19 protein-coding genes are annotated in these 21,907 nt (G+C 54.0%); 11 read left to right on the forward strand and 8 right to left on the reverse strand.

Going from position 1 to position 21,907, the window contains the following annotated elements:
• Positions 1-3: 3 nt before the first annotated feature.
• Positions 4-2,526: a polysaccharide biosynthesis tyrosine autokinase gene (locus IPM28_13450; protein ID MBK9173988.1), complete on the forward strand. Its 2,523-nt coding sequence runs from the start codon at positions 4-6 to the stop codon at positions 2,524-2,526.
• Positions 2,527-2,563: 37 nt separating this feature from the next.
• Here the strand turns inward: IPM28_13450 and rfbD are convergent, their stop codons facing one another.
• From rfbD to IPM28_13470, 4 genes are all read right to left on the reverse strand, one after another.
• Positions 2,564-3,430 carry a dTDP-4-dehydrorhamnose reductase gene (rfbD, locus tag IPM28_13455; GenBank protein ID MBK9173989.1) on the reverse strand — a complete coding sequence of 289 codons (867 nt, stop codon included), beginning with the start codon at positions 3,428-3,430 and terminating at the stop codon, positions 2,564-2,566.
• 91 nt (positions 3,431-3,521) lie between these two features.
• Complete coding sequence (rfbB, locus tag IPM28_13460) at positions 3,522-4,550, reverse strand: dTDP-glucose 4,6-dehydratase (protein MBK9173990.1); 1,029 nt, start codon at positions 4,548-4,550, stop codon at positions 3,522-3,524.
• Between the two features lie 61 nt (positions 4,551-4,611).
• Positions 4,612-5,187, reverse strand: a complete 576-nt coding sequence (locus IPM28_13465; protein ID MBK9173991.1) for a PH domain-containing protein — start codon at positions 5,185-5,187, stop codon at positions 4,612-4,614.
• 124 nt (positions 5,188-5,311) lie between these two features.
• Positions 5,312-5,881 carry a lytic transglycosylase domain-containing protein gene (locus tag IPM28_13470; GenBank protein ID MBK9173992.1) on the reverse strand — a complete coding sequence of 190 codons (570 nt, stop codon included), beginning with the start codon at positions 5,879-5,881 and terminating at the stop codon, positions 5,312-5,314.
• Between the two features lie 533 nt (positions 5,882-6,414).
• Here IPM28_13470 and IPM28_13475 point away from each other — a divergent pair.
• From IPM28_13475 to hemW, 8 genes are all read left to right on the forward strand, one after another.
• Positions 6,415-7,662 (forward strand): magnesium transporter, encoded by a 1,248-nt coding sequence (locus tag IPM28_13475; protein MBK9173993.1) that lies wholly within the window; start codon positions 6,415-6,417, stop codon positions 7,660-7,662.
• A 213-nt stretch (positions 7,663-7,875) separates the two neighbouring features.
• Complete coding sequence (locus IPM28_13480) at positions 7,876-8,481, forward strand: redoxin domain-containing protein (protein ID MBK9173994.1); 606 nt, start codon at positions 7,876-7,878, stop codon at positions 8,479-8,481.
• 9 nt (positions 8,482-8,490) lie between these two features.
• A complete protein-coding gene (locus tag IPM28_13485) occupies positions 8,491-9,051 on the forward strand; it encodes a TlpA family protein disulfide reductase (GenBank protein ID MBK9173995.1) in 561 nt (186 codons plus the stop codon).
• Positions 9,052-9,138: 87 nt separating this feature from the next.
• Positions 9,139-9,639, forward strand: coding sequence for a DinB family protein (locus IPM28_13490; protein ID MBK9173996.1), 501 nt, complete (start codon positions 9,139-9,141; stop codon positions 9,637-9,639).
• A 158-nt stretch (positions 9,640-9,797) separates the two neighbouring features.
• Positions 9,798-12,056 carry a phosphoribosylformylglycinamidine synthase subunit PurL gene (gene purL / locus IPM28_13495; GenBank protein MBK9173997.1) on the forward strand — a complete coding sequence of 753 codons (2,259 nt, stop codon included), beginning with the start codon at positions 9,798-9,800 and terminating at the stop codon, positions 12,054-12,056.
• Between the two features lie 36 nt (positions 12,057-12,092).
• The gene (locus IPM28_13500) at positions 12,093-13,658 is read left to right on the forward strand and encodes an AbgT family transporter (GenBank protein ID MBK9173998.1); all 1,566 of its coding nucleotides are present in this window, start codon (positions 12,093-12,095) and stop codon (positions 13,656-13,658) included.
• 185 nt (positions 13,659-13,843) lie between these two features.
• Positions 13,844-13,963, forward strand: a complete 120-nt coding sequence (locus IPM28_13505) for a hypothetical protein (GenBank protein MBK9173999.1) — start codon at positions 13,844-13,846, stop codon at positions 13,961-13,963.
• A gap of 808 nt (positions 13,964-14,771) precedes the next feature.
• Positions 14,772-15,938, forward strand: coding sequence for a radical SAM family heme chaperone HemW (gene hemW / locus IPM28_13510; protein ID MBK9174000.1), 1,167 nt, complete (start codon positions 14,772-14,774; stop codon positions 15,936-15,938).
• On the opposite strand, the gene IPM28_13515 is transcribed toward hemW, so the two are convergent.
• Together IPM28_13515 and IPM28_13520 are read right to left on the reverse strand one after the other, a co-directional pair.
• Positions 15,935-17,458, reverse strand: coding sequence for a bifunctional metallophosphatase/5'-nucleotidase (locus tag IPM28_13515; protein MBK9174001.1), 1,524 nt, complete (start codon positions 17,456-17,458; stop codon positions 15,935-15,937). The two genes, hemW and IPM28_13515, sit on opposite strands and share 4 nt — an antisense overlap.
• Complete coding sequence (locus IPM28_13520) at positions 17,451-18,257, reverse strand: tryptophan 2,3-dioxygenase (GenBank protein MBK9174002.1); 807 nt, start codon at positions 18,255-18,257, stop codon at positions 17,451-17,453. Before IPM28_13520 ends, IPM28_13515 begins: the two co-directional genes overlap by 8 nt.
• A gap of 343 nt (positions 18,258-18,600) precedes the next feature.
• On the opposite strand from IPM28_13520, the gene IPM28_13525 reads away from it, so the two are divergent.
• Positions 18,601-18,810 (forward strand): cold-shock protein, encoded by a 210-nt coding sequence (locus IPM28_13525; protein MBK9174003.1) that lies wholly within the window; start codon positions 18,601-18,603, stop codon positions 18,808-18,810.
• 88 nt (positions 18,811-18,898) lie between these two features.
• Here the strand turns inward: IPM28_13525 and IPM28_13530 are convergent, their stop codons facing one another.
• On the reverse strand, positions 18,899-19,219 hold the full coding sequence (locus IPM28_13530) for a hypothetical protein (GenBank protein MBK9174004.1): 321 nt from the start codon (positions 19,217-19,219) through the stop codon (positions 18,899-18,901).
• Between the two features lie 107 nt (positions 19,220-19,326).
• On the opposite strand from IPM28_13530, the gene IPM28_13535 reads away from it, so the two are divergent.
• Positions 19,327-20,760 (forward strand): L-seryl-tRNA(Sec) selenium transferase, encoded by a 1,434-nt coding sequence (locus tag IPM28_13535; GenBank protein MBK9174005.1) that lies wholly within the window; start codon positions 19,327-19,329, stop codon positions 20,758-20,760.
• A gap of 26 nt (positions 20,761-20,786) precedes the next feature.
• On the opposite strand, the gene serC is transcribed toward IPM28_13535, so the two are convergent.
• Positions 20,787-21,875: a 3-phosphoserine/phosphohydroxythreonine transaminase gene (serC, locus tag IPM28_13540; GenBank protein MBK9174006.1), complete on the reverse strand. Its 1,089-nt coding sequence runs from the start codon at positions 21,873-21,875 to the stop codon at positions 20,787-20,789.
• Positions 21,876-21,907 lie beyond the last annotated feature (32 nt).

Below are 21,907 nucleotides of genomic sequence, written 5' to 3' on the forward strand. Positions count from 1 at the left end.
AGTATGGAACAAGACCAACGGTTAACACCTTTGCCAAAATCGGCGGATCTGCGAGCGAATGCATCAGAGTACGGTTCGAGCTATTCTTCGTTTTACGACGAAGAGGTCATTGAAGGTAAACGTACCGTTCAACAGTATTTTCGGATCGTTTACAAAAGGCTTCCGCTGATTATCGCGATCGTCACGATCGTTACGGCCGCGGCCGCCATCTATATGTACCGCCAGCCGACGGTCTATCAGGCAACTACTGATATGATCATCGAACCGCGCCGGCCCAAAGTAACCTCTAAAGACGCGATCAATATCAATTTCGGACAGGACGCCAATTACTACCAGACGCAGTTAATGCTCCTTCGGAATAGGGATCTGGTCAAACAGGTCGTGATCGACCTCGGGCTATACCGTGAACCAAATCTTTTCGGAGCAAGCGAGCGAGGCATACTCGCCTCGTTAAGATCTATATTCACGGGTTCCGGCCAGAATGCCGAGGTGCCGAGCGCGCTGCCGGTCGTAAGCGAACCGGAATTGCTTGGCGAAGAGCGTCCGCGAACGATACTCTCGCCAGACGAAGAGAAGCGTGCAGATCAGTATGCTGGCATTTTGTTCAGCGGCCTGACGGTCGATCAGGTAGAACGCACCAATCTTGTAAATGTTCGCGTGAAGAGCACCAATCAGGCTTTGGCGCCAAAGGTCGCCGACAAGATAGCCGAGGTCTTCAAACTGCGGGATGCCGAACGCGAGACACAGGGGGCAAAGAATTCGGCGGCCGATCTGGCAAAGTCGATCGAAGAACTGCAGAACACGATCGCGCAGCAGGAGATAGATCTGATCGCGGAAATGCGGTCAAGCGGCCTGCCGCTGCAGGAACGCGGCCAGGACCTTTCAGCAAGCAGGTTGAGTTCATTGAGCGAGACGTGGCTCAAGGCGATGGAGTCCCGCCGTCAGTTGGAGGGGCGATATAACGCGGCTTTAACCGCAAATTCGCGTGGAGAAGGGATGAACATCCCCGATCTTTACGAGAACAAGATATTTCAGGACACGATAAGGCTCAATACCGAGCGAAAGGCTAAACTCCAGGACCAGATCCGCGACATCGAAAAGCAGATACAGGAAACCGAGGCCGAAAAGGCGGAGCTCCTGGTCAAATACACGCCGGAGTATCCCGAAGTAGGGAAGAAAGAGGCAAAGATAGCCTCGCTCAAGGAAACAAAGGACAAGACCGAACGCGAAGTATCGGGGATCATTGATCGCGATCAGAAAAAGATCGAAAAGGACGCCGTGACCGGAGCTCTCGTCTCGCTGCGGGCACAGCTTGATTCAAAACGACGTGAGGAGGCACAGGCTCTTGACGCCTACGAAAAGGAAGCCGCTCTGGCGAACGTTCAGGGGCAGGCTCAGACAAAGCTGACGACGCTAAAGCGCGAGATCGAGACAAAACGCAACCTTCTGGACACATACACCCAGCGATTAAAGGAAAAAGAGCTCGAGGTCGAGAGCGGGGCGCCGGACAATATCAAGATCGCGGCAAATGCCGGAGGTGCCTACCCTGTCGGGCCGCAGAGAAGCCGCAACATCCTCGTCGCGTTTCTGCTTTCGCTTGCCGCCGGACTTGGATTGGCGTTCCTTTTGGATTACCTCGACGATTCTGTAAAGACGTCTGAGGATATCGGCCGTCACGTCGGATTGCCGACGCTGGCCCTGATACCGCATTACTTCGGATCTGAGAAACGAAGGCTTCGTCTATTGGCTGCGAATGGAAATGGTAACGGCGGGGCTCCGTCGACGGGCCTGGTCACACTTGAAGAGCGCCACTCGCCGATGGCCGAAGCTTATCGCCACCTGCGTACTTCGCTGCTGTTTTCTTCGGCCGGAAAGCCGCCGCAGACGATACTTATAACGTCGTCTCAGCCGTCAGAAGGCAAAACGACCACTGCCATCAATACAGCGATCACGCTCGCACAGTCTGACGTAGATGTCGTGATCGTCGATTGCGACCTCAGGCGGCCGCGACTTCATTCGCATTTCGACCTCGAGAATACGCAAGGCCTGACAAATTATCTTTCCGGCGAGCGGAACACGCAAAACCTGATCAAGACCTGCCGTGATCTTCCGCGTCTGAAAGTGATCACTAGCGGTCCGATCCCGCCAAACCCCGCCGAACTTCTAAGTTCTAACGAGATGCGCAATCTGCTGCAATTTCTTCGCGGCAAGTATAAGCACATAATCATCGATTCGCCCCCGGCGATATCCTTTACTGATGCGGCCATCCTATCAACACAGGTCGATGGGGTTGTGCTGGTGGCAATGGCAGGAAGAAGTTCGATCCATCTGATGCGGAGGTTCAAGCAGCGGCTGGGCAATTTAGGAGCGCGGATCTACGGCGTCGTACTGAATGGTATCAAATCCGGCTCGGTAGAATATGAGTATTACGGAGCGGGTTATTATGACTATTACCGCAAGAGCGAGGTCGATACGGCTACGCCATTGATGGACGACGCACGCAATATTCACAATACGAACGGGTAACTATCCCTCTAAACGAGGTCGACGAGAGGCGGACACTTCAAGTGGTGTCCGCCTTTTTGCTTTCTGAACGGATGAATCGGTCAAGCGCATCTTTCCAATCAGGCAGAGGCTCGAGGCCAAAGGAAGCGGATCGCCGGCTGGCAAGTTTCGAGTTCAATGGCCTGGATGCGGGCCGCTTGAGCGACGAGTCTGAAATTGGTGACACGAGCTGTTTATCGTATCCGCCCAGATCGCAAACCATTTCAGCAAATCCGAAGTAGCTTGTGCCCGAGCCGCTGTTGCTGACATGAATTATGCCCGCGGCATCGAGCAATGCGAGCTCGCGCATACGTGCCGCCAGGTCTACAGCATACGTTGGCGTTCCGGACGAATCATAGATCGCGGTCATTGCTCGCCCGCCGCGAAGGAGGTCATTCATTATGCTTAGAAAATTTGTACCGCCCGGCCCGAATATCCAACCGGAACGCACGATCACCGATCGCGGATCAGCAGCAGCGGCAAGCTGCTCACCGCGGAGTTTGGATTCCGCGTAGACCGCAAGTGGATGCGGTTCATCGTCCTCGAAATAAAAGCCGTCCTTTTTACCGTCGAACACGTAATCGGTCGAGATGGTAACGAATTTCGAGCCAACTTCAGAAGCGGCTTTTGCAAGGTTTTCAACACCAACGGAATTCACCGCGAAACATGAATCCCGGTCTTTTTCGGCGCCATCGACGTTGGTATAAGCCGCACAATTGAAGATGGCTTCCGGAGCGATCGCGATTACTGTGCGGTTGACCGCGTCCAGATCGGTGATGTCCATTTCGGCCCGTGTAAGCGCATGAACCTCGTCACCCTGATCGCGACAATATTTCGCCGCGGCCCGGGCAACCATTCCGTTCGCACCCGCAATAAGGACTATCATTCAGCAGATCTCACAAATCAGGTAATTGATCCAATTTTCTTGATCGGAATCGCCAGCAATATTCAGGCTGGACGATCCCTTAATAGTGCGTTCAGATCTGGCCGCTTAGCCTTTGGCCATACATCTTCGCGTAATATTCGAGATATTCGCCGCTTCGGACATGGTCGACCCAACTTTCGTTGTCGCGATACCAGTCGATAGTGCGAGAAAGGCCGTCTTCCCAGGCGATCTGCGGAGACCAGCCGAGTTCGTCCTCGGCCTTGGAAGGGTCAATGGCATAGCGTCGGTCATGGCCGAGCCGATCGGTGACGTAGGTGATAAGCGACTCGGGACGGCCAAGCGCGGCAAGGATCGATCTCACAACGTTGATGTTCTCGAGCTCATTTCGCGCGCCAATGTTGTATGTCTCTCCGGATCTTCCTTTTTTGTATGCGAGCCAAACGGCACGGCAATGATCATCGACATAGATCCAATCCCGGACGTTCTTGCCGTCACCGTAAACCGGCAGCGGTTGGCCGGCCATCGCATTTGCTATCATCAGCGGGATCAATTTCTCGGGAAACTGCCGCGGGCCATAGTTGTTTCCGCACCGTGTTACAACCGTATCGACGCCGAAAGTCTCTCTTGCGGCACGCACGACGAATTCGGCACCTGCTTTCGAAGCGGCGTAAGGCGAATTGGGCCGCAGCGGAGATCCTTCGGTGAAGAGCTCGAGGCTCGCGTCAGGCAGGCTTCCCATCACTTCGTCCGTCGATACCTGAATGAAACGCCTGACGCTGCGTTCGCGCGCGGCATCGAGCAGAACCTGCGTTCCGATGATATTTGTCCGAAGAAATTCACCGGCCGACGCGATGCTCCGGTCAACATGCGATTCAGCGGCAAAATTGAAGATCGCGTCGCACCCGTGAGGAAGAGCGTCCATCACAGAGGGATGATCGCAGATATCGCCTTTGACGAACTTATGACGCTTGTCGTCCAGACCCGTGAGGTTTTCGAGATTGCCGGCATAGGTCAGCGCGTCAAAATTTACGATCTCGACGTCAGCCTGCTCCTCGAGAAGCAAATGAACGAACGCTGAACCGATGAATCCGGCCCCTCCAGTAACAAAAATTCGATGCATCAGGATCTAAAGAAATCAGAAGAGCACGGAAGACGCCGTGCGAGCGTTCGGCGGCGGTGATCTATTCGATCCGCCTCATTTGTTTCAAAAGCATATCTGCATACTTTCGGGGCGAATCGACATTCTTGAACACGATCCGGCCGCCATCGGTGCCTGCGTTGTCGACGACAACGTCGCCGAGGCCGAGCAGCCGCTGCGAGATAGTCGCTGAGACCGTCACATCCTGGATCCGGCGAAGCGGTATATTTTGCGTCGTGCGCGAAATGAGACCGTGGTCGATCTCGATCTTCGAGCCCATTAAGGTATAACGCGAAAGCCGCTGCCGGACGTGATAAAGCGCCGGTATCAGAAAAAGCGACATCCCGAGCGCAACCCCGACCCAGACCGTCACACCCGGAATAAGCACGCTAAACAGAGCGCTGACGAAGAACGCACCGATCGCCGCCAAAACGTAACCGACGATCACGAACTTCAGAGTCGGCGTTATCGAGAAAATTTGAACGTCGTCGGAGCCGACCTCGGCCTCGATATTCTTTTTTGCAACGACAGTTTCCTGTTCGCGTTCGATTCGGCGGCCGCACTTGTTGCAGAATACTGCATCGTCCGTATTGGTGTGCCCGCAAATGACGCAAAACATACGCCTAGTTTAAGGATTTCAGTTTCAACTTCCAAACTTCGCAAACAAAAAACGGCCGATTTGGTCGGGCCGTTCTTGATAGTTTCTCGTTTCAGTTACGATGGTGAACTCTAAGAGTTTGTGTTTACTGATTCACCAACATCATTTTGCCATCTGATAGTCTTACGGCAAGCGGGTCCGGTTCGTACACGGTCAGCGGTCGAGAATCCTTCTGGTCAACACGGGCTGACTGGCCGTTCAGTGGCCGAGCCATGCTCACATAGCTGGGATCGGATATCGCATTGTAGCGGGCAGTTATACGCCTAACATATTCCTGCGTTTCGCGGTAAGGCGGAACGTTTCGACCATACTTCATTACCGCTCCTTCGCCGGCATTGTAGCCCGCGAGAGCGAGAACGACATCCTGATTGAAAGTATCCAGCAGCCACCTCATGTACCTTATCCCTGCATCGATATTTTGCTTCGGATCGTAAATGCTCGTAACGCCAAACCGTCGGGCGGTCGCCGGCATCAGCTGCATCAAGCCGCTCGCACCTTTGTGAGATGTCGCCCTGATCTTGAAAGACGATTCCTGGTGCATCTGGGCATAAATGAGCAGAGGATCGATCCTGTATCGCAGGCTCGATTCGACGATCAGCGAATCGTGGAGCGCGTTTCCGGTCGTGAATCCCTTCAGGTGTGTACTCGACCCCATCGCCAAACGCGTTAGCCGTCCGGAAGCTGCGGTCTCGCGAGCGGCCAAACCGTCGCTTACACTCTGTGTCGACGCCGTACGCTTTACCTTCGGAGGTATATTCTCGACAACCTCGACGACCCACCTGCCGTTTCGCTTTACACGTTTAGTCGTTTTCTTTGTAGTTGCGGCTGCGATCGGTGCCGGCGGGCTGTAGACCTGCACGCCCTTCGATGTATCCCAATTGTCGAACGTACGCGACGAGTTCTGAGCGAATGACGCAGATGCGGCGGCGAGGATGGCAAGTATGGTAAAGACGGACAGCTTCATTGGATCTTGTCTTTTTTGGGTGAGACGGGAGATCAAGACGAACAAAAACGGGAATCTCCCTTTAGAGTATAAAGTCTGATTTACGGGTGAGTTTCAAAGAATTTTAGAAATGCAAAATGATGTTTTGCATCGAGGTTGTAAGAGTAACATAAAAATCGAAATTCGTGAAGATATTTATGCGAAAGTGTTTCGCCGAAGCGGAATTTTAGGATACCTTTTAGCTAATGCTCTACCTTTCGCAAGTTCTTGGGCGGCCGATACTTGATGCACGCGGCGAAAAGATCGCGTCGATCAACGATGTTCTGGTCCGCTATGGGAGCGAAGATTATCCGCCGGTGATAGGCATTGTCGCGCGTCTTCGGCGGCGAAACTTTTTTATTCCACAGCGAAATCTGGCGGAATTCGGCGAATTTGGAGCGCGAATGAGTTCGGCAAAGCTCAATCTGACCCCGTTCGAGCGTCGCGAGGGCGAGGTCCTGCTGGGTAAAGACGTTCTCGACAATCAGTTGATCGACGTCGATGGGAAACGGGTCGTTCGGGTTAATGATGTTCAAATAATCCCGGCAGGCGACACATGGCGAGTCTCGGGAGCCGATGTCAGCTTTCAGGGGTTTCTCCGCCGTCTGATGCCGAAGGGCTTTTATGGCAGCAGCCGTGTGGTAGAGGTTCTCGATTGGTCGGACGTCGGCTATCTTGCGACCGATACGGCGACCGCAACAGTGCAGCTCAAATCTTCGAAGGACAAGCTTTCTCGATTACACCCCGTCGAGATCGCCCAACTTGCGGAAACACTGTCGCCGATCCATCGGACCGAGGTCGTGGAGAGTCTGGATAACGAATTTGCGGCCGATACGCTCGAAGAGATGTCGACCGAAGCTCAAGCCCGAATTCTCGAGGAAATGGACGAAGAGCGCGCCGCCGACATTCTCGAAGAAATGTCGCCGGATGACGCTGCCGACGTTCTCGGCGAATTGTCGGACGAAAAAGCACAAGAGCTGTTTGACCTGATGGAAGACGACGAAAAGGCCGACGTGGCGGAATTGATGCACTTTGAGCACGATACCGCAGGCGGATTGATGACCACCGAGTTCGTCGTTTTTCCGAAGGACCTTACTGTCGGTCAGGCGATCGCCCGTCTTCGCGAAATGGCTGAAACGCCGAACATGATCTATTACCTTTACATTGTCGAGGAGGAAGGATCATGGAAGATCTGCGGCCTGATCAGCCTTCGGAGCCTGATATTGGCCGAGCCGACATTCAAGCTGGAAGAGGTAATGCGGACCCAGTTTCGCTTTGCTCATACTTCAGATTCGGCCGAGGATGTTGCCCAGACGATCTCTGAATACAACTTGCTTGCTCTACCGGTGATCGACGACGAAGGTGATATAGCAGGCATTGTAACGGTAGATGACGCAATGGAGGTCCTTCTGCCGAAAGGCCTGCAAAGGCGGATACCAAAGGTGTTTGGCTGACCTGCGCGATCCACGGAGATCGGTCCGGCTGAAAAAATCTGTTGGCACATCGATGGCTACTCTCGACGAACGCGGCCGAATCTATATCCCGATTTCGATCGAATTCGAAACTGAACGACGTACAAATCCGTATCAACCATTCAATAGTCTTGTGCAGGGCGACGGCGGCTGTTAAAATTCTAGAAAATCTAAGTGAATAAGGAGTATGGAGCTATGAAACAAAAGGCCTTTGTATTTTTTGCGATCCTCTCGCTCGCGACATTTATCTTCAGCCCGACCGCTACTGCAGGCGGTATCGAGGTCGGAGCCACGCTTGAAGATTTCACGATGACCGGCACCGACGGCAAGGAGCACTCGTTCAATTCGCTAAAAGGCAAGAATGGCGCGGTCATCATATTCCTGTCTGCCCAGTGCCCGGTAGTGAAGGCGTACATCGAGCGCATCAATTCCGTTGCTGCCGACTACAAAGCCAAGGGCATCAACTTCATAGGTGTCAATTCAAATAACCGGCAGGCTGAATCGCTCGAGTGGGTAACGTCGGATGCGGCAACGAATTTCAAGTTTCCGATGTTGATCGATACCGATAATAAACTGGCCGACAAATTCGGGGCGACCGTCACGCCTGAGGTTTACTTTTTCGATTCCAACAACGTTCTTAAATATCATGGTGCGATCGACAACGATCGTTCGGGAAAGAACATCCAAGAGCAGTATTTACGGACGGCATTCGATGCGGCGTTGATGAACAAGCCCATCGAGAAGACCAAGACCAACGCATTCGGATGCACGATCAAACGCGTCGGCATGGCAGGCAAGTAGTTCAAGGTCATGAGAACTCTATCTTCGATCAGCACGAAAGCCCTGGTGATAACAGGGCTTTTCGTTTCAATATTCTCGTCGGCACACGGGCAGGCGCCTGCCGCCAAAGCCGGATCTGACGCCGGGCAGACCAGGGCAGTCGTCACGAAAATAGACGAAAAAGCATTGGTCGACCTTTTGAAGCCCAAGGGGAAGCCGTTGCTGATCAATTTTTGGGCCACGTGGTGCGGCCCGTGCCGCGAGGAGTTTCCGGATCTCGTAAAGATCGATCGCGAGTATAAAGGCAAGATCGACTTCATAACCATCACTCTCGATTTCGAAGAGGAACTTACCACGGGCGTGCCGAAATTCCTTGCCGAAATGAAGGCCGAGATGCCGACCTACCTTTTGATCACGCCCGACGAATCGCAGGCAATTTCGTTGATCGCGAAGGACTGGAAAGGCGGACTTCCATTCACCATTTTGTTCGATCAGACCGGCGGCATTGCGTACTCGCATCAAGGGGTCGTAAAGCTTGAAACGATGAAAACGGCCCTGAACAAATTGATCCCAGCCCAAGAAACCAAATAACTCGCGGATCTGAGCATTTCAGTATTGACCGGCGATCTAGAGTGTGTTAGTTTCATCGACGCAACAACATTTCAGAAGGAGTCTCAAATGTATAGAAAGCTCGAAGATTTCAAAAGGGATTGGGCCTATGAGGCGGAAATGACCGAGAAGGCGTTGAGAAACCTGTCCGACGGATCGCTCGGACAAATGGCTTACGACGAGGGCCGGACACTCGGATTCCTGGCATGGCACCTAACGCTCACACTGGGCGAGATGCTTGGTCTCGTTGGCCTTAAGATCGATGCACCTGAGCCGGGGGCTCCAATGCCGTTGACCGCCGCTGAGATCGCAGATACATATGCAGCGGCCGCGCGATCGGTCGCTGAGCAGGTATCGGCGAACTGGACCGATGAAACTCTGATGCAGACCGACGAGATGTACGGCGAGACATGGTCGCGCGGACAGACGCTTTTTTATTTGATCGCCCATCAAACCCATCATCGCGGGCAGATGACGATATTGATGCGCCAGGCAGGATTGCCGGTACCGGGAATTTATGGCCCTTCGAAAGAGGGGTGGGCCGCGATGGGAATGCCGGCGATGGCGTAATATCAAACGATCCGACATCAGGACGTCTATAATCTGCAAATGCGATACCAAGAATGGCTGCCGAGGACCGGCGGCCATTTTTCCTTCCGCAAATCGACACGGCACATCAAACCGTCTAGAATGTCAGTTTCGTTTTCCATTCGGAAAGCAAAGAGATGATGAACGAAACACAGATCACGGCCGAAATCGTTGAACAACACGGCCTTTCGCCGGCAGAGTACGAAAAGATCGTTTCGATAATGGGTCGCGAGCCGAACCTGACCGAATTGGGTGTATTCAGCGTGATGTGGTCGGAGCACTGCTCATACAAATCTTCCCGAATACACCTCAAACGGCTTCCGACGACGGGTCCGCGGGTGATAGTTCCGCCGGGCGAAAATGCCGGAGTGGTCGATATAGGTGACGACTGGTGCATTGCCTTTAAGGTCGAATCACATAATCACCCCAGTTTCATCGAGCCGTTTCAAGGCGCGGCGACAGGCGTCGGCGGGATCCTGCGAGACGTCTTTACGATGGGTGCAAGGCCGGTCGCTGCGATGAACAGTCTGCGTTTTGGGCCGCTGAACGATCCAAAACACGGTAATCGCAACAAGTCGATCTTGAAAGGCTGCGTCGAGGGCATCGGCCATTACGGGAATTGCTTTGGCGTGCCGACCGTCGGGGGCGAGGTCGTTTTTGACGAATCGTACAGCTTGAACCCGCTTGTGAATGCATTTGCGCTTGGCATCGTCAAGAAAGACCAGATCTTCTTTGGCAAAGCGTCGGGCATCGGCAACCCGGTACTCTACGTCGGTGCGAAGACCGGCCGCGACGGCATTCATGGTGCGACGATGGCCTCAGCCGAGTTTGACGATGAGGCTCTCGAGAAACGCCCGACGGTGCAGGTCGGCGACCCGTTCCTTGAAAAGCTGCTTCTTGAGGCGTGTCTTGAGGCAATGCGAAGCGGAGCGATCGAGGGCATTCAGGATATGGGAGCGGCAGGCCTGACAAGTTCGTCGGTCGAAATGGCAGCGCGCGCCGGTACCGGCCTTGAACTAGACCTTACGCTCGTTCCGCAGCGAGAAACGGGAATGACCGCATACGAGATGATGCTCTCCGAATCGCAGGAGCGAATGCTGATCGTCGCCCGGAAGGGACGCGAAAAAGAGGTCGTTGAGATCTTCAATAAATGGGACCTCGACGCGGTCGTTATCGGGAGCGTGGTCGAGGGCGATCGCCTCAAGCTCGTCCATAATGGTGCGCTCGTTGCCGATCTGCCCGTGATCGCATTGACCGACGAAGCTCCGAAATACGAACGGCCGATGGCTCCTCAGGTGCCGCTGGCAACGACGAAAGAACGCCATGTTGACATTCTCTCGTCATCCGCACCCATCTCGGTCTCCGATTCGCTCATGAGGCTTCTTGCCTCGCCTAACATCGCATCGAAGCACTGGGTGTATGAGCAATACGATTCGATGGTGAGAACGAACACGGCGGTGCTGCCGGGAGCGGATGCGGCGGTCATAAGAGTGAAGGAAACGCGTCGGGCGATCGCGATGTGTCTTGACGGCCCCGGCCGGTTTGTAGCGGTCAACGCGAAGGAAGGGGCGAAACTGGCCGTTGCCGAAGCCGCACGAAACGTGGCATGCGTTGGTGCACGGCCAATCGCCGTTACCAATTGCCTCAACTTTGCCTCGCCTGAACGGCCGGCGGTCATGCGTTCGTTCTCTGACGTCGTCGACGGCATGGCTGAAGCCTGTGAAGCGTTTGAGACGCCGGTCGTCTCCGGCAATGTCTCGTTCTACAACGAAACCGATGGCAAGGGTATCCTGCCCACGCCGACGATCGGAATGGTCGGGCTGATAGACGACACCCGAAAGATGATCACGCAGGGGTTCAAGAACGAGGGCGACCTCATTGCACTTCTTGGTGCGACCCGCAACGATCTTTCCGTCAGCGAATACGCATCCGTGGTCGCAGGCTGGTCGACGGAGGACATGATCGCTGACGGTATTGTGCCTTCGATCGACCTCGCGGCTGAACGCAAGCTTCAGAGTGCGTTACTTGCGATGGCCGATGAGACACTGCTGAGTTCGGCGCATGATTGTTCCGAAGGCGGGCTGGCCGTGGCCATTGCTGAATCGTGCTTCTCATCGCTCGGCCGCGAGGCTCTCGGTGCCGAGATCTTGCTCGAAACCAACGGCCTCTCTCCCGAGGCGACGCTCTTTGCCGAGTCGCCCTCGCGCGTCGTCATCAGCTTTGCCGCGGAGAATCTCGACCGAGTTCGCGAGCTCGCCGCCGGACTTCCCTTTGCGGTGATCGGTACTGTGCGCGATGATGTTCTGAATATCTCTCTTGATGGCCAACGTGCTGTCTCCTCTCTCGTCGCAGAGCTTGAGGCCATCTGGGAATCGGCGCTCGAACACGAACTTGGCTGAACATAGGTCCGGAAACCTGCCGGGCAAGAGCTGAATATGGAAAATACTCAGACCGAACCGCCCGCAGATGCCCGGCCGGACACCTTCTATTTTCGCATTCTCGACCGCATTGAACGGGTCGGGAACAAGATCCCAAATCCCGCGTTCCTTTTCTTCATTCTCGCGGTGCTCGCCCTCGTGCTTTCGGCGGTTGTCTCGTGGGCCGATGTTTCGGTCGTCCACCCGGGCACGAAAGAGACGATCAAAGCGGTAAATCTACTTACGGTCGAGGGCTTGCATAGAATTCTCACCGGGCTGATCACTAACTTCACCGGCTTTGCCCCGCTCGGCGTCGTGCTGGTCGGTATTCTCGGCATCACGGTCGCCGAGGCAAGCGGGTTGATCGGTGCGGTGCTTCGCGTGTTGGTGATGAACTCACCGAAGCGGTTGCTGACGGCGGTGGTCGTCTTCGCGGGCGTTATCTCGAACATGGCCAGCGATATCGGCTACGTGGTCTTGATCCCGCTTGCGGCCCTGATGTTCCTTGCTGTCGGCCGACATCCGTTGGCGGGACTCGCGGCGGCATTTGCCGGAGTTTCGGGCGGCTTCTCGGCCAATCTTTTGCTTGCTCCGACCGATGCATTGCTTGCCGGGCTGACGCAGGAAGCGGCACGAATTCTAGACCCGGGATATATCGTCACGCCGGCGGCAAACTACTACTTTCTCGCCGCCTCGACCTTCCTCGTTACCATTCTCGGCACCTATATAACCGAAAAGGTCGTTGTACCGCGGCTTGGCGAATACAAGGGCGACGTTGTTGCCGATAAGCTCGAAAGGCTCAACGCAGACGAAAAGCGAGGACTGCTTTACACCGCGATCGCCGTTGCCGTTTTCGTCGGGCTGATCCTTTGGGGAACGATACCCGAGGATGGCTTTCTCCGCGATGCGAAGACCGGCAGCCTGATCCGCTCGCCGTTCCTTACCGGAATTATTGCCATCGTCTTTTTCGGCGGCGTGCTTTTCGGCGTCGTTTACGGCTTTGCGTCAAAGAGCTTCAAGAAGATCGACGACGTTGTCCACGCAATGGAAGGCGGCATGCGGACGATGTCGGTTTATCTCGTGCTTGCGTTTTTCGCCGCGCAGTTCGTCGCCTTTTTCAATTGGTCAAACCTCGGGCTGATCCTCGCAGTTGAAGGTGCCGAGGTGCTTCGTTCGCTCGAACTCGGCGGCATCACGCTCATCATCTCATTTGTCATACTCTCTATCATTCTCGATCTTTTTATCGGCTCGGCATCGGCAAAATGGGCCGTGATGGCACCGGTCTTTGTTCCGATGCTGATGCTGCTAGGCTATTCGCCGGAGCTTACACAGGCCTGCTACCGCGTCGGTGACAGCGTCTGCAATATCATCACGCCGCTGATGTCCTACTTTCCGCTGATCGTCGCATTTGCTCGAAAGTATGACCCGAAAGCAGGCATCGGCACGATTATGTCGCTGATGATCCCATATTCGATCGTCTTCTTCATCGGCTGGACACTTTTCCTTGTTGCCTGGTACCTGCTCGAACTCCCGCTCGGCCCCGGCGCCGAGATCTTCTATCAGTTCGAAGAGGCACCTCAGTAGTACACGATGCGCCGTGCCATAGCTCGAAAGTGAATTCTCATCGAGGATTTTTCGACCTTTTTTCACGTTTAAGCGCGTTGTAGAATTTGCAGGCCCGAAGGCGGCTCTTTATTTCCCGCCGTGTCGTTCCATCTGGATCGTCGATATATTTCTCGAAGACACGCCACGCCTTTTGTTCTTCTCCGATGAACACGAGGTCGACCATATGCGCAAGAGCACTACGGCGAATGTCGAGGCCAAGGCCGACATCCCCCGTTCGCGTTAGCACTGCAGACTTCTCTGTTAACCACTTTTCTGACGCTTGATGTCCTTGTAAAACGAAATCTTGAGCAATGCCAGCAATCGGGAGATACTCACCTTTTGCTTTGTCGTACTTAAAATACGCTCGCGGCTCAGGTGAGCACGAGCCACAGTCATCCATAAAGTATCTGAAGCATGAATCAAACTGCATTAGCTCATAGATTCCATCCCCTTCCGCATCGAATATTTCCATAGCATCGCGAAAACTGCCAAAATCTTCGCTTTGATAAATACTCCTCGGTCGATCCAATGATACGTCAACTATCGAGTAATTCGTGCAGCAAACGCCGCCCGGTCCCGAAACAACCGCGTATATCTGGGTCGAAGTCGGCCCAAGCAACGCCGAGGTGCCAATCAACGTTGCCCAGTAGCCACCGACCTCACGTTTTTTGAACCTAAAGATCACTTTTGCGTTGCGCTCAAGTGTACGAGGTACGTAGTCTTCGATCTTCAAGACATACCCGCCGGCATTGAGGTCGGCCTTGCTCTCACGTCCATCGTCGTCAATTGCTGAAATCTGCGCCGTGATCGAAAAAATTTGATCGATCGTTACACCTTTGTACTCTAATTCAGCGTCTGATGTTGTCTCGGGAACCGGAGTAGGCGATGTTTTGGCTGCTGATATCACAACCGCCTGGCGAACATTGTCGTCAGCCGTCGAGTTTTCCTTTCCGCAACCGATTGCCGTAATGGCAATGAAGATGATAAGTAAAATTCGCGCTAACAAAGTGAGGATATTAGAACACTCCATCACCAATCGACGCAATACTTTTTCTCACTGGACAGACTTTCGATACCGTTTAGACTAAGAACATGCGGCCAGGTGTCTATCTTCACATTCCATTCTGCAAGTCGCGGTGTTCTTACTGCGATTTTGCGACTGACGTTTGGCGCGATTCCGGTGCGGTTGAGCGGTATGTCGACGCGCTTTGCCGCGAGATCGAAGGCGGAAACCCGAGCGGTAGGGAGGGTGTCGGTACGGTGCCACAAGACGACACCCTCCCTACGGGTCGGGTTTCTGCCTCTCACATCGACACGATCTACTTCGGCGGCGGTACGCCTTCACTGCTCGAGCCCGAACAGATAGAGAGAATTCTAAACGCTGTGACCTCGGTGTTCTCTGTGGCTGAATCGGCCGAGATCACGATGGAAATGAACCCGGCGACCGTAACGCCGGAGAAGCTCGATGCCTTCAGAAAGCTCGGCATAAACCGTGCGAGTTTTGGCGTCCAGACCTTTAACGAACGCGACCTCAAACTCCTGGCCCGCGGCCATGATGCCGACGACGCTCGGCAAACGTACCGGATGCTTCGCGAGGCCGGTTTCGCGAACATTAGCTTTGACCTGATCGCCGGATTGCCGGGACAAACAATTGAGGATTGGTCGCGAAATCTCGATGAAGCGATAGCGATGGAGCCCGAACATCTCTCACTATATTTGCTCGAAATTCACGAAGGCACGCCGCTGGCCGAGCAGGTCCGCAGCGGCCGCCGGACACCGATCGACGACGAACTCGCCGCCGAAATGTACGAGATGATGCTCGACCGGCTCGCCGCAGCGGGTTACGAACAATACGAGATCTCAAATTTTGCAAAGCCCGGATTTGAATCGCGGCACAATACGAAATACTGGCGGCTCGATCCGGTATACGGCTTTGGCGTCTCGGCCCATTCATTCGATGGGCGCGAACGCTATGCCAACGAACGTGATACTGCGAAATACGTCTCGTCGATCGAAGAGGAAGGCTCTGCTGAAGTTTTCCGGGAAATCGTGAATATCGGTTCGGAAACTGCGTTCCTGGGCTTGCGGCTTAATGAGGGTGTCGACATCGAAGCGTACGAAAGGCGCTTTGGAGCGGAACTAAGCCTAAAGTCGTCTGAGCTGATTGAAAGAGGCCTCGTAGAGTCAGCCGACGGCCGTCTCCGTCTGACTCGCAAGGGCATGCTGTTCTCCAACGAGGTTTTTGCTGAGTTTGTTTAATTCAGTCTTCTGATCCGGCCTTCTACCCGCGGCGAGATCGTTGCATTTGGCGATTCTTTGATCGCTTTCTCAAAAACCTCAGAGTCCTTCGGTGCCTTGTCCGCGGCGATAAGCAATTTTGCGTCTTTGAACATCGTGTAGCCATCGCCTCCGCGTGAGACGAGAAAATCGGACGTCGCAACGGTATAGTTCGATCCAGGGTCGATAGGTTTACCGCCGACCATAGCCTCGACGATCCGCTGGCCGGGCAGCTTGCTTGCGTCGAATGTGAACCTCAGTCCCGATACTTGCGGGAAACGGCCGGGCTCGTTGTCTTCGCGGCTTCGGGCAACAGAATGCTCCAATATATCCAAAAGCAGCTTTCCTGAAACTTCGACCTTTACGATCGGGTTGTTGAATGGCAGCATCGAAAGTACATCGCGCTTCGTCAACGGGCCTGGATTGTATGACAGGTCTGCACGTATCGAACCACCGTTCACGAAACCAATGTCCGCGCCGACGGCGTTGCGATATGCGTCCGCAATGAAGTTGCCGATATCGGTCTCCTTCGTCCGAACCGAATATGAAAGCGCGTCAAGCGGGACGGCGGTCGCACCGACGCGAACCTCGAGCTGGTCAAGCAGCGATCTGTATTTCGAAACGGCAGGAGCGAACTCCGGAGCGTCCGGAATCTGATCGGTAACGCGGATGATCTGCCAATCCATGCTGGCCAGCTTCCCGCTCTTCGTATCGATATAGAGATCGAATTTGCCGACCTCGCGAGCGTCGGCCCACATTTTGAAGATCGGTGTACCATTTGCCGACGACTGCAGCAGCGTGTGTTCATGGCCGCCGAGGATAAGATCGAATTTCTCGCATCCCGCGAGTTTCTTGTCCTGAGCCATGAAAAGATGCGTCAGTCCGATGATGACATTCGCCCCTTTTGCCCGCATTTTAGGGACCAGCTCTTTTGCGGTTTCGCAGAAGTCCGTGACCTTCAGTGATTCTTCGATGGACGACGTTTCCTTCGTTTCGGGAAGCAGAAAGCCGACGAACCCGATCTTAACCCCGCCAAATTCGCGGATGATGTAGGGCGGAAGGTCAGCGAATATCTTTCCGGTCCTTGAATCGATGACATTCGAGCCAAGCCAGGTGAATTTTGATTCCTTTATACGGTCGATCAGTTCTGGCGTCTTAATGTCGAACTCGTGGTTGCCGAGTACTGAATAATCGAGTCCGACAGCGTTCCACGCATCGATCATCTGCGCTCCGCGATAGGTTCGTGTCTCGACTGACGGCGAAACCGTGTCACCGCCGAGGGTCATCAGGGTGTTCGGATTGTCCTTCAGGGCATTTTTCTTAAGCGTCATCACGCGTGCCAGACCGCCGTATTTTCCGCCGTCGACCGGTGTGAACTGATAAGTGTCGTTAAGGTGAAGGATCGTGACCCGGACCGTTTCGCGCGTTTGCCCGAATGCCGCCGCGGGCCACAACACGACGATGAACAGGAACAGCAGCCTTGCCGACACTCTTTCAAGCATTTTCATTGCGAATATCCTCGATCTTCAGATGCGTACGGGCCTCCCAGAGTTCGGGAAAGAATTTCTTTGTCAATGTCGATGTCAGGTACCCGACGCCTTCCGAGCCGCCGGTGCCGCGTTTCATCCCGAGCATGCGTTCGACCATCTGAATGTGGTTGTATCGCCATGCGATGATCAACTCATCGTGTTCGATGAGCAGGTCCTGCATATTGTAGAGTTCAGCGTATTTCTCAGGATGGGCCAGCATCTCGACAGTCGCTTCGATCCGTTCGTCGTGGCTTGCAGCGGCCAGACCGCTCCTTCCAACGAGTTCCCAGAAACAGTCCGCGAGGGACGGTGAATCAAATCGCACCTTAAGTCGCGCATGAGCGAATTCGTCCTGTTCGAACGAGGCGAGTATCTTTTCGTCTTTGGCTCCGGAGGAAAATTCGAGCTCGCGGAACTGCATAGATTGGAAACCGCTGGCGGGGTTCAGCTTGTCGCGAAATTCGAGGAAGCCGATGGGCGCCATCGATTCGAGGATGTGGATCTGCGTCACCAATATTCGCTCGATCGATATCACACCGCGGAGCGAGTGGTTGGCGCGAAACAAGCGGCCCTCGTTCATCCATCCGATGCACGCGTCTAATTCGTGCAATATCTGCTTGAACCAAAGTTCGTACGTTTGATGAATGATTATGAATAGCAGTTCATCGTGGCTTTGAGGTTCAGATAGAGGGCGTTGAAGATCGATGAGCCTGCTCACCTGCAGATATTCGTTGTACGAGAGCGGCGGTTCTTCCCCGTATTCATTTGCCATTTATTATGTGAAATCGACGGCCCAATTTAACCCAATCATCGTTCATGAGGCTATTTATGTCAATTTTCAAAAAAATAGCTCAAAAGGCCCAAATAGTTCTTGACAGTGGCCGTAAATATAAGTAAATTCTCATTCGTCAATCAAAACGCACACACGATAGTTTCTAATAATCTTGCAGTTTAAGATTTGATATTTGGCTTTGGTTGTTGTCTCCGACTCAGGTTAGGGCTACACCTGCGCCCGCCCCATTTTTTTGCGGCGGAACTGTTTCCCTCAAAGGTCGATCGACAGATTGTATTTTAGATTCAGGGATCTTTTTGAAGTTGTAGGAGGAATTCGCAAAATGTCTAAAACTGTAGGTATGGTCAAATGGTTTAACAACGCCAAAGGGTATGGCTTTATCGAGCAACCCGGCGAGCAGGATATTTTCGTGCATTACAGCGCGATCACCGGAGATGGCTACAAGACCCTAATTCAGGGTCAGGAAGTCGAGTTTGAGGTCACCAATGGTCCAAAGGGGCCGCAGGCCGAAAACGTGATGAAAGTGGCCTGACTGTTATTCCAATTGTACCGTCTTCGATTCTCCTACAGAGTCGGTAAACACGAAAAAGCGAATCCGGACTTGGATTCGCTTTTTGATTTTAGACAAGTTCCTCGCCTCTGGCTCTGAGCGTCCGCCGCCATAACTCGCGGTACGACGTGAATCGTGAGATCAGCCCGTTAAGCTGATATCGCTGAGCGAATGTCAGCGTGCGAATGTCAGAGAGCCGCTTGATGTTGGCCTCGAGCCTCGCTCGGGCCTCGAGCGGCGGACGACGAACCGCACCATTGAAGAAAATATCGAATTCGATCTTCAGCCTTCTGATCGAGTCTTCTAAACGCGATAGTTCCTGATCGATCGCAACCGTAGCTTCTATGCGGGATGAGGTTTTTCTTTCGAACGAATTTCCAAGTGGACGCATTGTTGTAATATTGAGTCGGAAGGTATAGAGGGTGGAAGCCCACCAATAAATAAATAGGCAATAATGCCGTCGTTTCAGAAACGGCGTGCGGAAGTTGGAAGGATGCGATGAGCAAGCCTGGTGAGCGGTCAATGAAGGATGTACTTGTGAATCTGCCGTCCGTTGACGAGGTCTACAGGACTGCTGTAGGAAATGGGGCATTGGCGTCGGTCGGTTCGACCCTTGGAGCTGCTTTGGTCCGCAGGGTCATCGCCGATGTCAGGGATGAAATGCTTGAGAATCGCGAACAGGGAAAGGACGGTCAGCAAAAATACGATCGCGATTCATTAAAGGAGCTGATAATCGGGCGTCTTGATCGGGAGATCAGGTCAGAAATGGAGCCAAGTGTTCGTCGGGTCATCAACGCGACCGGCGTTGTTATTCACACCAACCTCGGCCGGGCGCCGTTGAGCGTGGAAGCATCTGAAGCCGTCGATGCGGCCTCAAGATATTGCACGCTCGAGTACGATATCGGTACCGGAAAACGCGGAAGACGGGCAGCCGCCGCGGAGCGGATGATCTGTTCGATAACCGGTGCCAACGCATCTCTGATAGTCAATAACTGTGCGGCAGCCGCTTTATTGGTGCTCACGGTTTTCGGCAAAGGGAAAGAGGTAATCGTTTCACGAGGCGAACTTGTCGAGATCGGAGGTGATTTTCGCGTTCCTGATGTGCTCGAACAATCGGGGGCGATCCTTCGAGAAGTTGGAACAACGAATCGAACGAAAGCAGCCGATTACGAGAGAGCGATAGGGGCCGATACATCGATGTTCCTTCGCGTACATCCGTCCAACTACGTGATCCAGGGATTTACGTCTGCACCCTCGGTCGAAGAATTGGTCGCGATCGCTAATAAACACCAGATCTTGTTTGTTGAAGACCAGGGTTCGGGTGCGCTGGTCGACCTGAAGGAATTCGGATTGGGAGGCGAGCCGCTCGTCGGCCGATCGATCGCAGCCGGTGCCGATCTGGTCACCTTCAGCGGCGATAAGCTTCTCGGTGGACCTCAGTCGGGGATAATCGCCGGAAAGACCGAACATATAGAAAAGCTGCGTAAACACCCGCTCTATCGAGCCTTGCGTCCAGGAAAGCTTGTTTACGCCGGGCTCGAGGCTACCCTCGCAGCATATTTGCGTGAAACACATTTTCGCGAGATACCTGTATTACAGATGCTATCGATGTCGGCCAGCGAGATCGAGGACCGCGTGCTCCGATTCGCCGAAACACTTTCTCATTCGCTCCCAGCGGACACGAAAATTCGCATTGAAGTGATTCGCGGCTCGTCGGTCATCGGCGGCGGTTCCTCTCCGGGTATCGATCACGATACGAGCCTTATCGCACTAGACAGCGATGAGATGTCGGCGTCAAAGATCGAAAGCCGCCTGCGGCGATCCGAGTTTCCGGTAATAGCACGCATAGAGGATGAGAGGGTATTGATAGATCTGCGAACCGTGGCTATTGACGAAGAACCAAGCCTGGCAGCGGCGATCTGCGCGTTCTAGTCCGAGACGGATCCCGAAGAGGCATGTCAGCCATTCCTGGAAGTGAAGTCCTGCATGAACTCTGACAGCAGGTCGGCGCCTTCTGTCGGGAATGCATTGTAGATCGAAGCTCTGATTCCGCCAACCGAGCGATGTCCTCTTAGGCCGTCCATTCCCATTTTTTCGGCTTCGGAAGCGAAGCGCTCTTCGAGCTCCTGATCCCGCAGCCGAAAGGTCACGTTCATCAGCGACCGGGCGGCTCGTTCGGCGTGCCCGGTATAAAATCCATCGCTCGCATCGATCGCGGCGTAGATCTTCGCCGCCTTTGCCCGGTTCCGCTCCGCAATTGCGTCGAGTCCGCCTTCATTCATCAGCCATTCACAAACCAGGCCAATAAGGTAAATTCCCCACGTGTTCGGCGTGTTCGGCATCGAATCGGCGTCTGCAAAGGTGCGGTAATCGAGCAATGATGGAAGGCCCTGAGGCCGGCGCTCGAGAAGATCGTCACGTATGATCACGACCGTCAAACCGCTTGGGCCTATATTCTTTTGTGCGCCGGCATAGATCAATGCATATTTGTCGACCTCTATCGGTTTCGAAAGTATGTTCGACGAGGCGTCGCAAACGACCGGTATTCCGCCGGCGTCAAGATCGCGTCCGAACTCGACGCCTTCGATCGTCTCGTTCGATGTGTAGTGAACATACGCGGCGTCGCGGCTAAAGGTCAGTGATTCGATATCCGGAACGCTGCGGTAACCTTCTTCGCGCGTCGAAATCACGGTGTTTGTCCGACCAAACTTGCTCGCCTCAGCCAGAGCCTTTTCGCCCCATGCGCCGGTGATGACGTAATCTGCGACATTGTCACGATCCAACAGGTTCATAGGAACCATCGAGAACTGCAACGAGGCACCGCCCTGAAGAAAAAGAACACGATAGTTACCCGGAATACCAAGAAGTCGTCGCAGGCCGGACTCTGCGTTGTGTAGCACACGCTCAAAGTGCGACGATCTATGGCTGATCTCCATTACACTCATTCCGAGGCCATTCAAAGAGAGGATCTCGTCGCGAGCCCGCTCCAATACGGGCAGAGGCAACATCGCCGGCCCTGAACTGAAATTGAAGATCCGATCGCTCATAGCGCTTTAGACGTTTATCCGGCCCCTAGGCC

The organism is Chloracidobacterium sp., assembly GCA_016716305.1.
Taxonomy (GTDB): domain Bacteria; phylum Acidobacteriota; class Blastocatellia; order Pyrinomonadales; family Pyrinomonadaceae; genus OLB17.

Bases quoted from the DNA above. Each gene is read 5' to 3' on its own strand.
- IPM28_13450 (MBK9173988.1), top strand. From the start codon at position 4: ATGGAACAAGACCAACGGTTAACACCTTTGCCAAAATCGGCGGATCTG.
- rfbD (MBK9173989.1), bottom strand. From the start codon at position 3,430: ATGATAGTCCTTATTGCGGGTGCGAACGGAATGGTTGCCCGGGCCGCG.
- rfbB (MBK9173990.1), bottom strand. From the start codon at position 4,550: ATGCATCGAATTTTTGTTACTGGAGGGGCCGGATTCATCGGTTCAGCG.
- IPM28_13465 (MBK9173991.1), bottom strand. From the start codon at position 5,187: ATGTTTTGCGTCATTTGCGGGCACACCAATACGGACGATGCAGTATTC.
- IPM28_13470 (MBK9173992.1), bottom strand. From the start codon at position 5,881: ATGGGGTCGAGTACACACCTGAAGGGATTCACGACCGGAAACGCGCTC.
- IPM28_13475 (MBK9173993.1), top strand. From the start codon at position 6,415: ATGCTCTACCTTTCGCAAGTTCTTGGGCGGCCGATACTTGATGCACGC.
- IPM28_13480 (MBK9173994.1), top strand. From the start codon at position 7,876: ATGAAACAAAAGGCCTTTGTATTTTTTGCGATCCTCTCGCTCGCGACA.
- IPM28_13485 (MBK9173995.1), top strand. From the start codon at position 8,491: ATGAGAACTCTATCTTCGATCAGCACGAAAGCCCTGGTGATAACAGGG.
- IPM28_13490 (MBK9173996.1), top strand. From the start codon at position 9,139: ATGTATAGAAAGCTCGAAGATTTCAAAAGGGATTGGGCCTATGAGGCG.
- purL (MBK9173997.1), top strand. From the start codon at position 9,798: ATGAACGAAACACAGATCACGGCCGAAATCGTTGAACAACACGGCCTT.
- IPM28_13500 (MBK9173998.1), top strand. From the start codon at position 12,093: ATGGAAAATACTCAGACCGAACCGCCCGCAGATGCCCGGCCGGACACC.
- IPM28_13505 (MBK9173999.1), top strand. From the start codon at position 13,844: ATGAACACGAGGTCGACCATATGCGCAAGAGCACTACGGCGAATGTCG.
- hemW (MBK9174000.1), top strand. From the start codon at position 14,772: ATGCGGCCAGGTGTCTATCTTCACATTCCATTCTGCAAGTCGCGGTGT.
- IPM28_13515 (MBK9174001.1), bottom strand. From the start codon at position 17,458: ATGCTTGAAAGAGTGTCGGCAAGGCTGCTGTTCCTGTTCATCGTCGTG.
- IPM28_13520 (MBK9174002.1), bottom strand. From the start codon at position 18,257: ATGGCAAATGAATACGGGGAAGAACCGCCGCTCTCGTACAACGAATAT.
- IPM28_13525 (MBK9174003.1), top strand. From the start codon at position 18,601: ATGTCTAAAACTGTAGGTATGGTCAAATGGTTTAACAACGCCAAAGGG.
- IPM28_13530 (MBK9174004.1), bottom strand. From the start codon at position 19,219: ATGCGTCCACTTGGAAATTCGTTCGAAAGAAAAACCTCATCCCGCATA.
- IPM28_13535 (MBK9174005.1), top strand. From the start codon at position 19,327: ATGAGCAAGCCTGGTGAGCGGTCAATGAAGGATGTACTTGTGAATCTG.
- serC (MBK9174006.1), bottom strand. From the start codon at position 21,875: ATGAGCGATCGGATCTTCAATTTCAGTTCAGGGCCGGCGATGTTGCCT.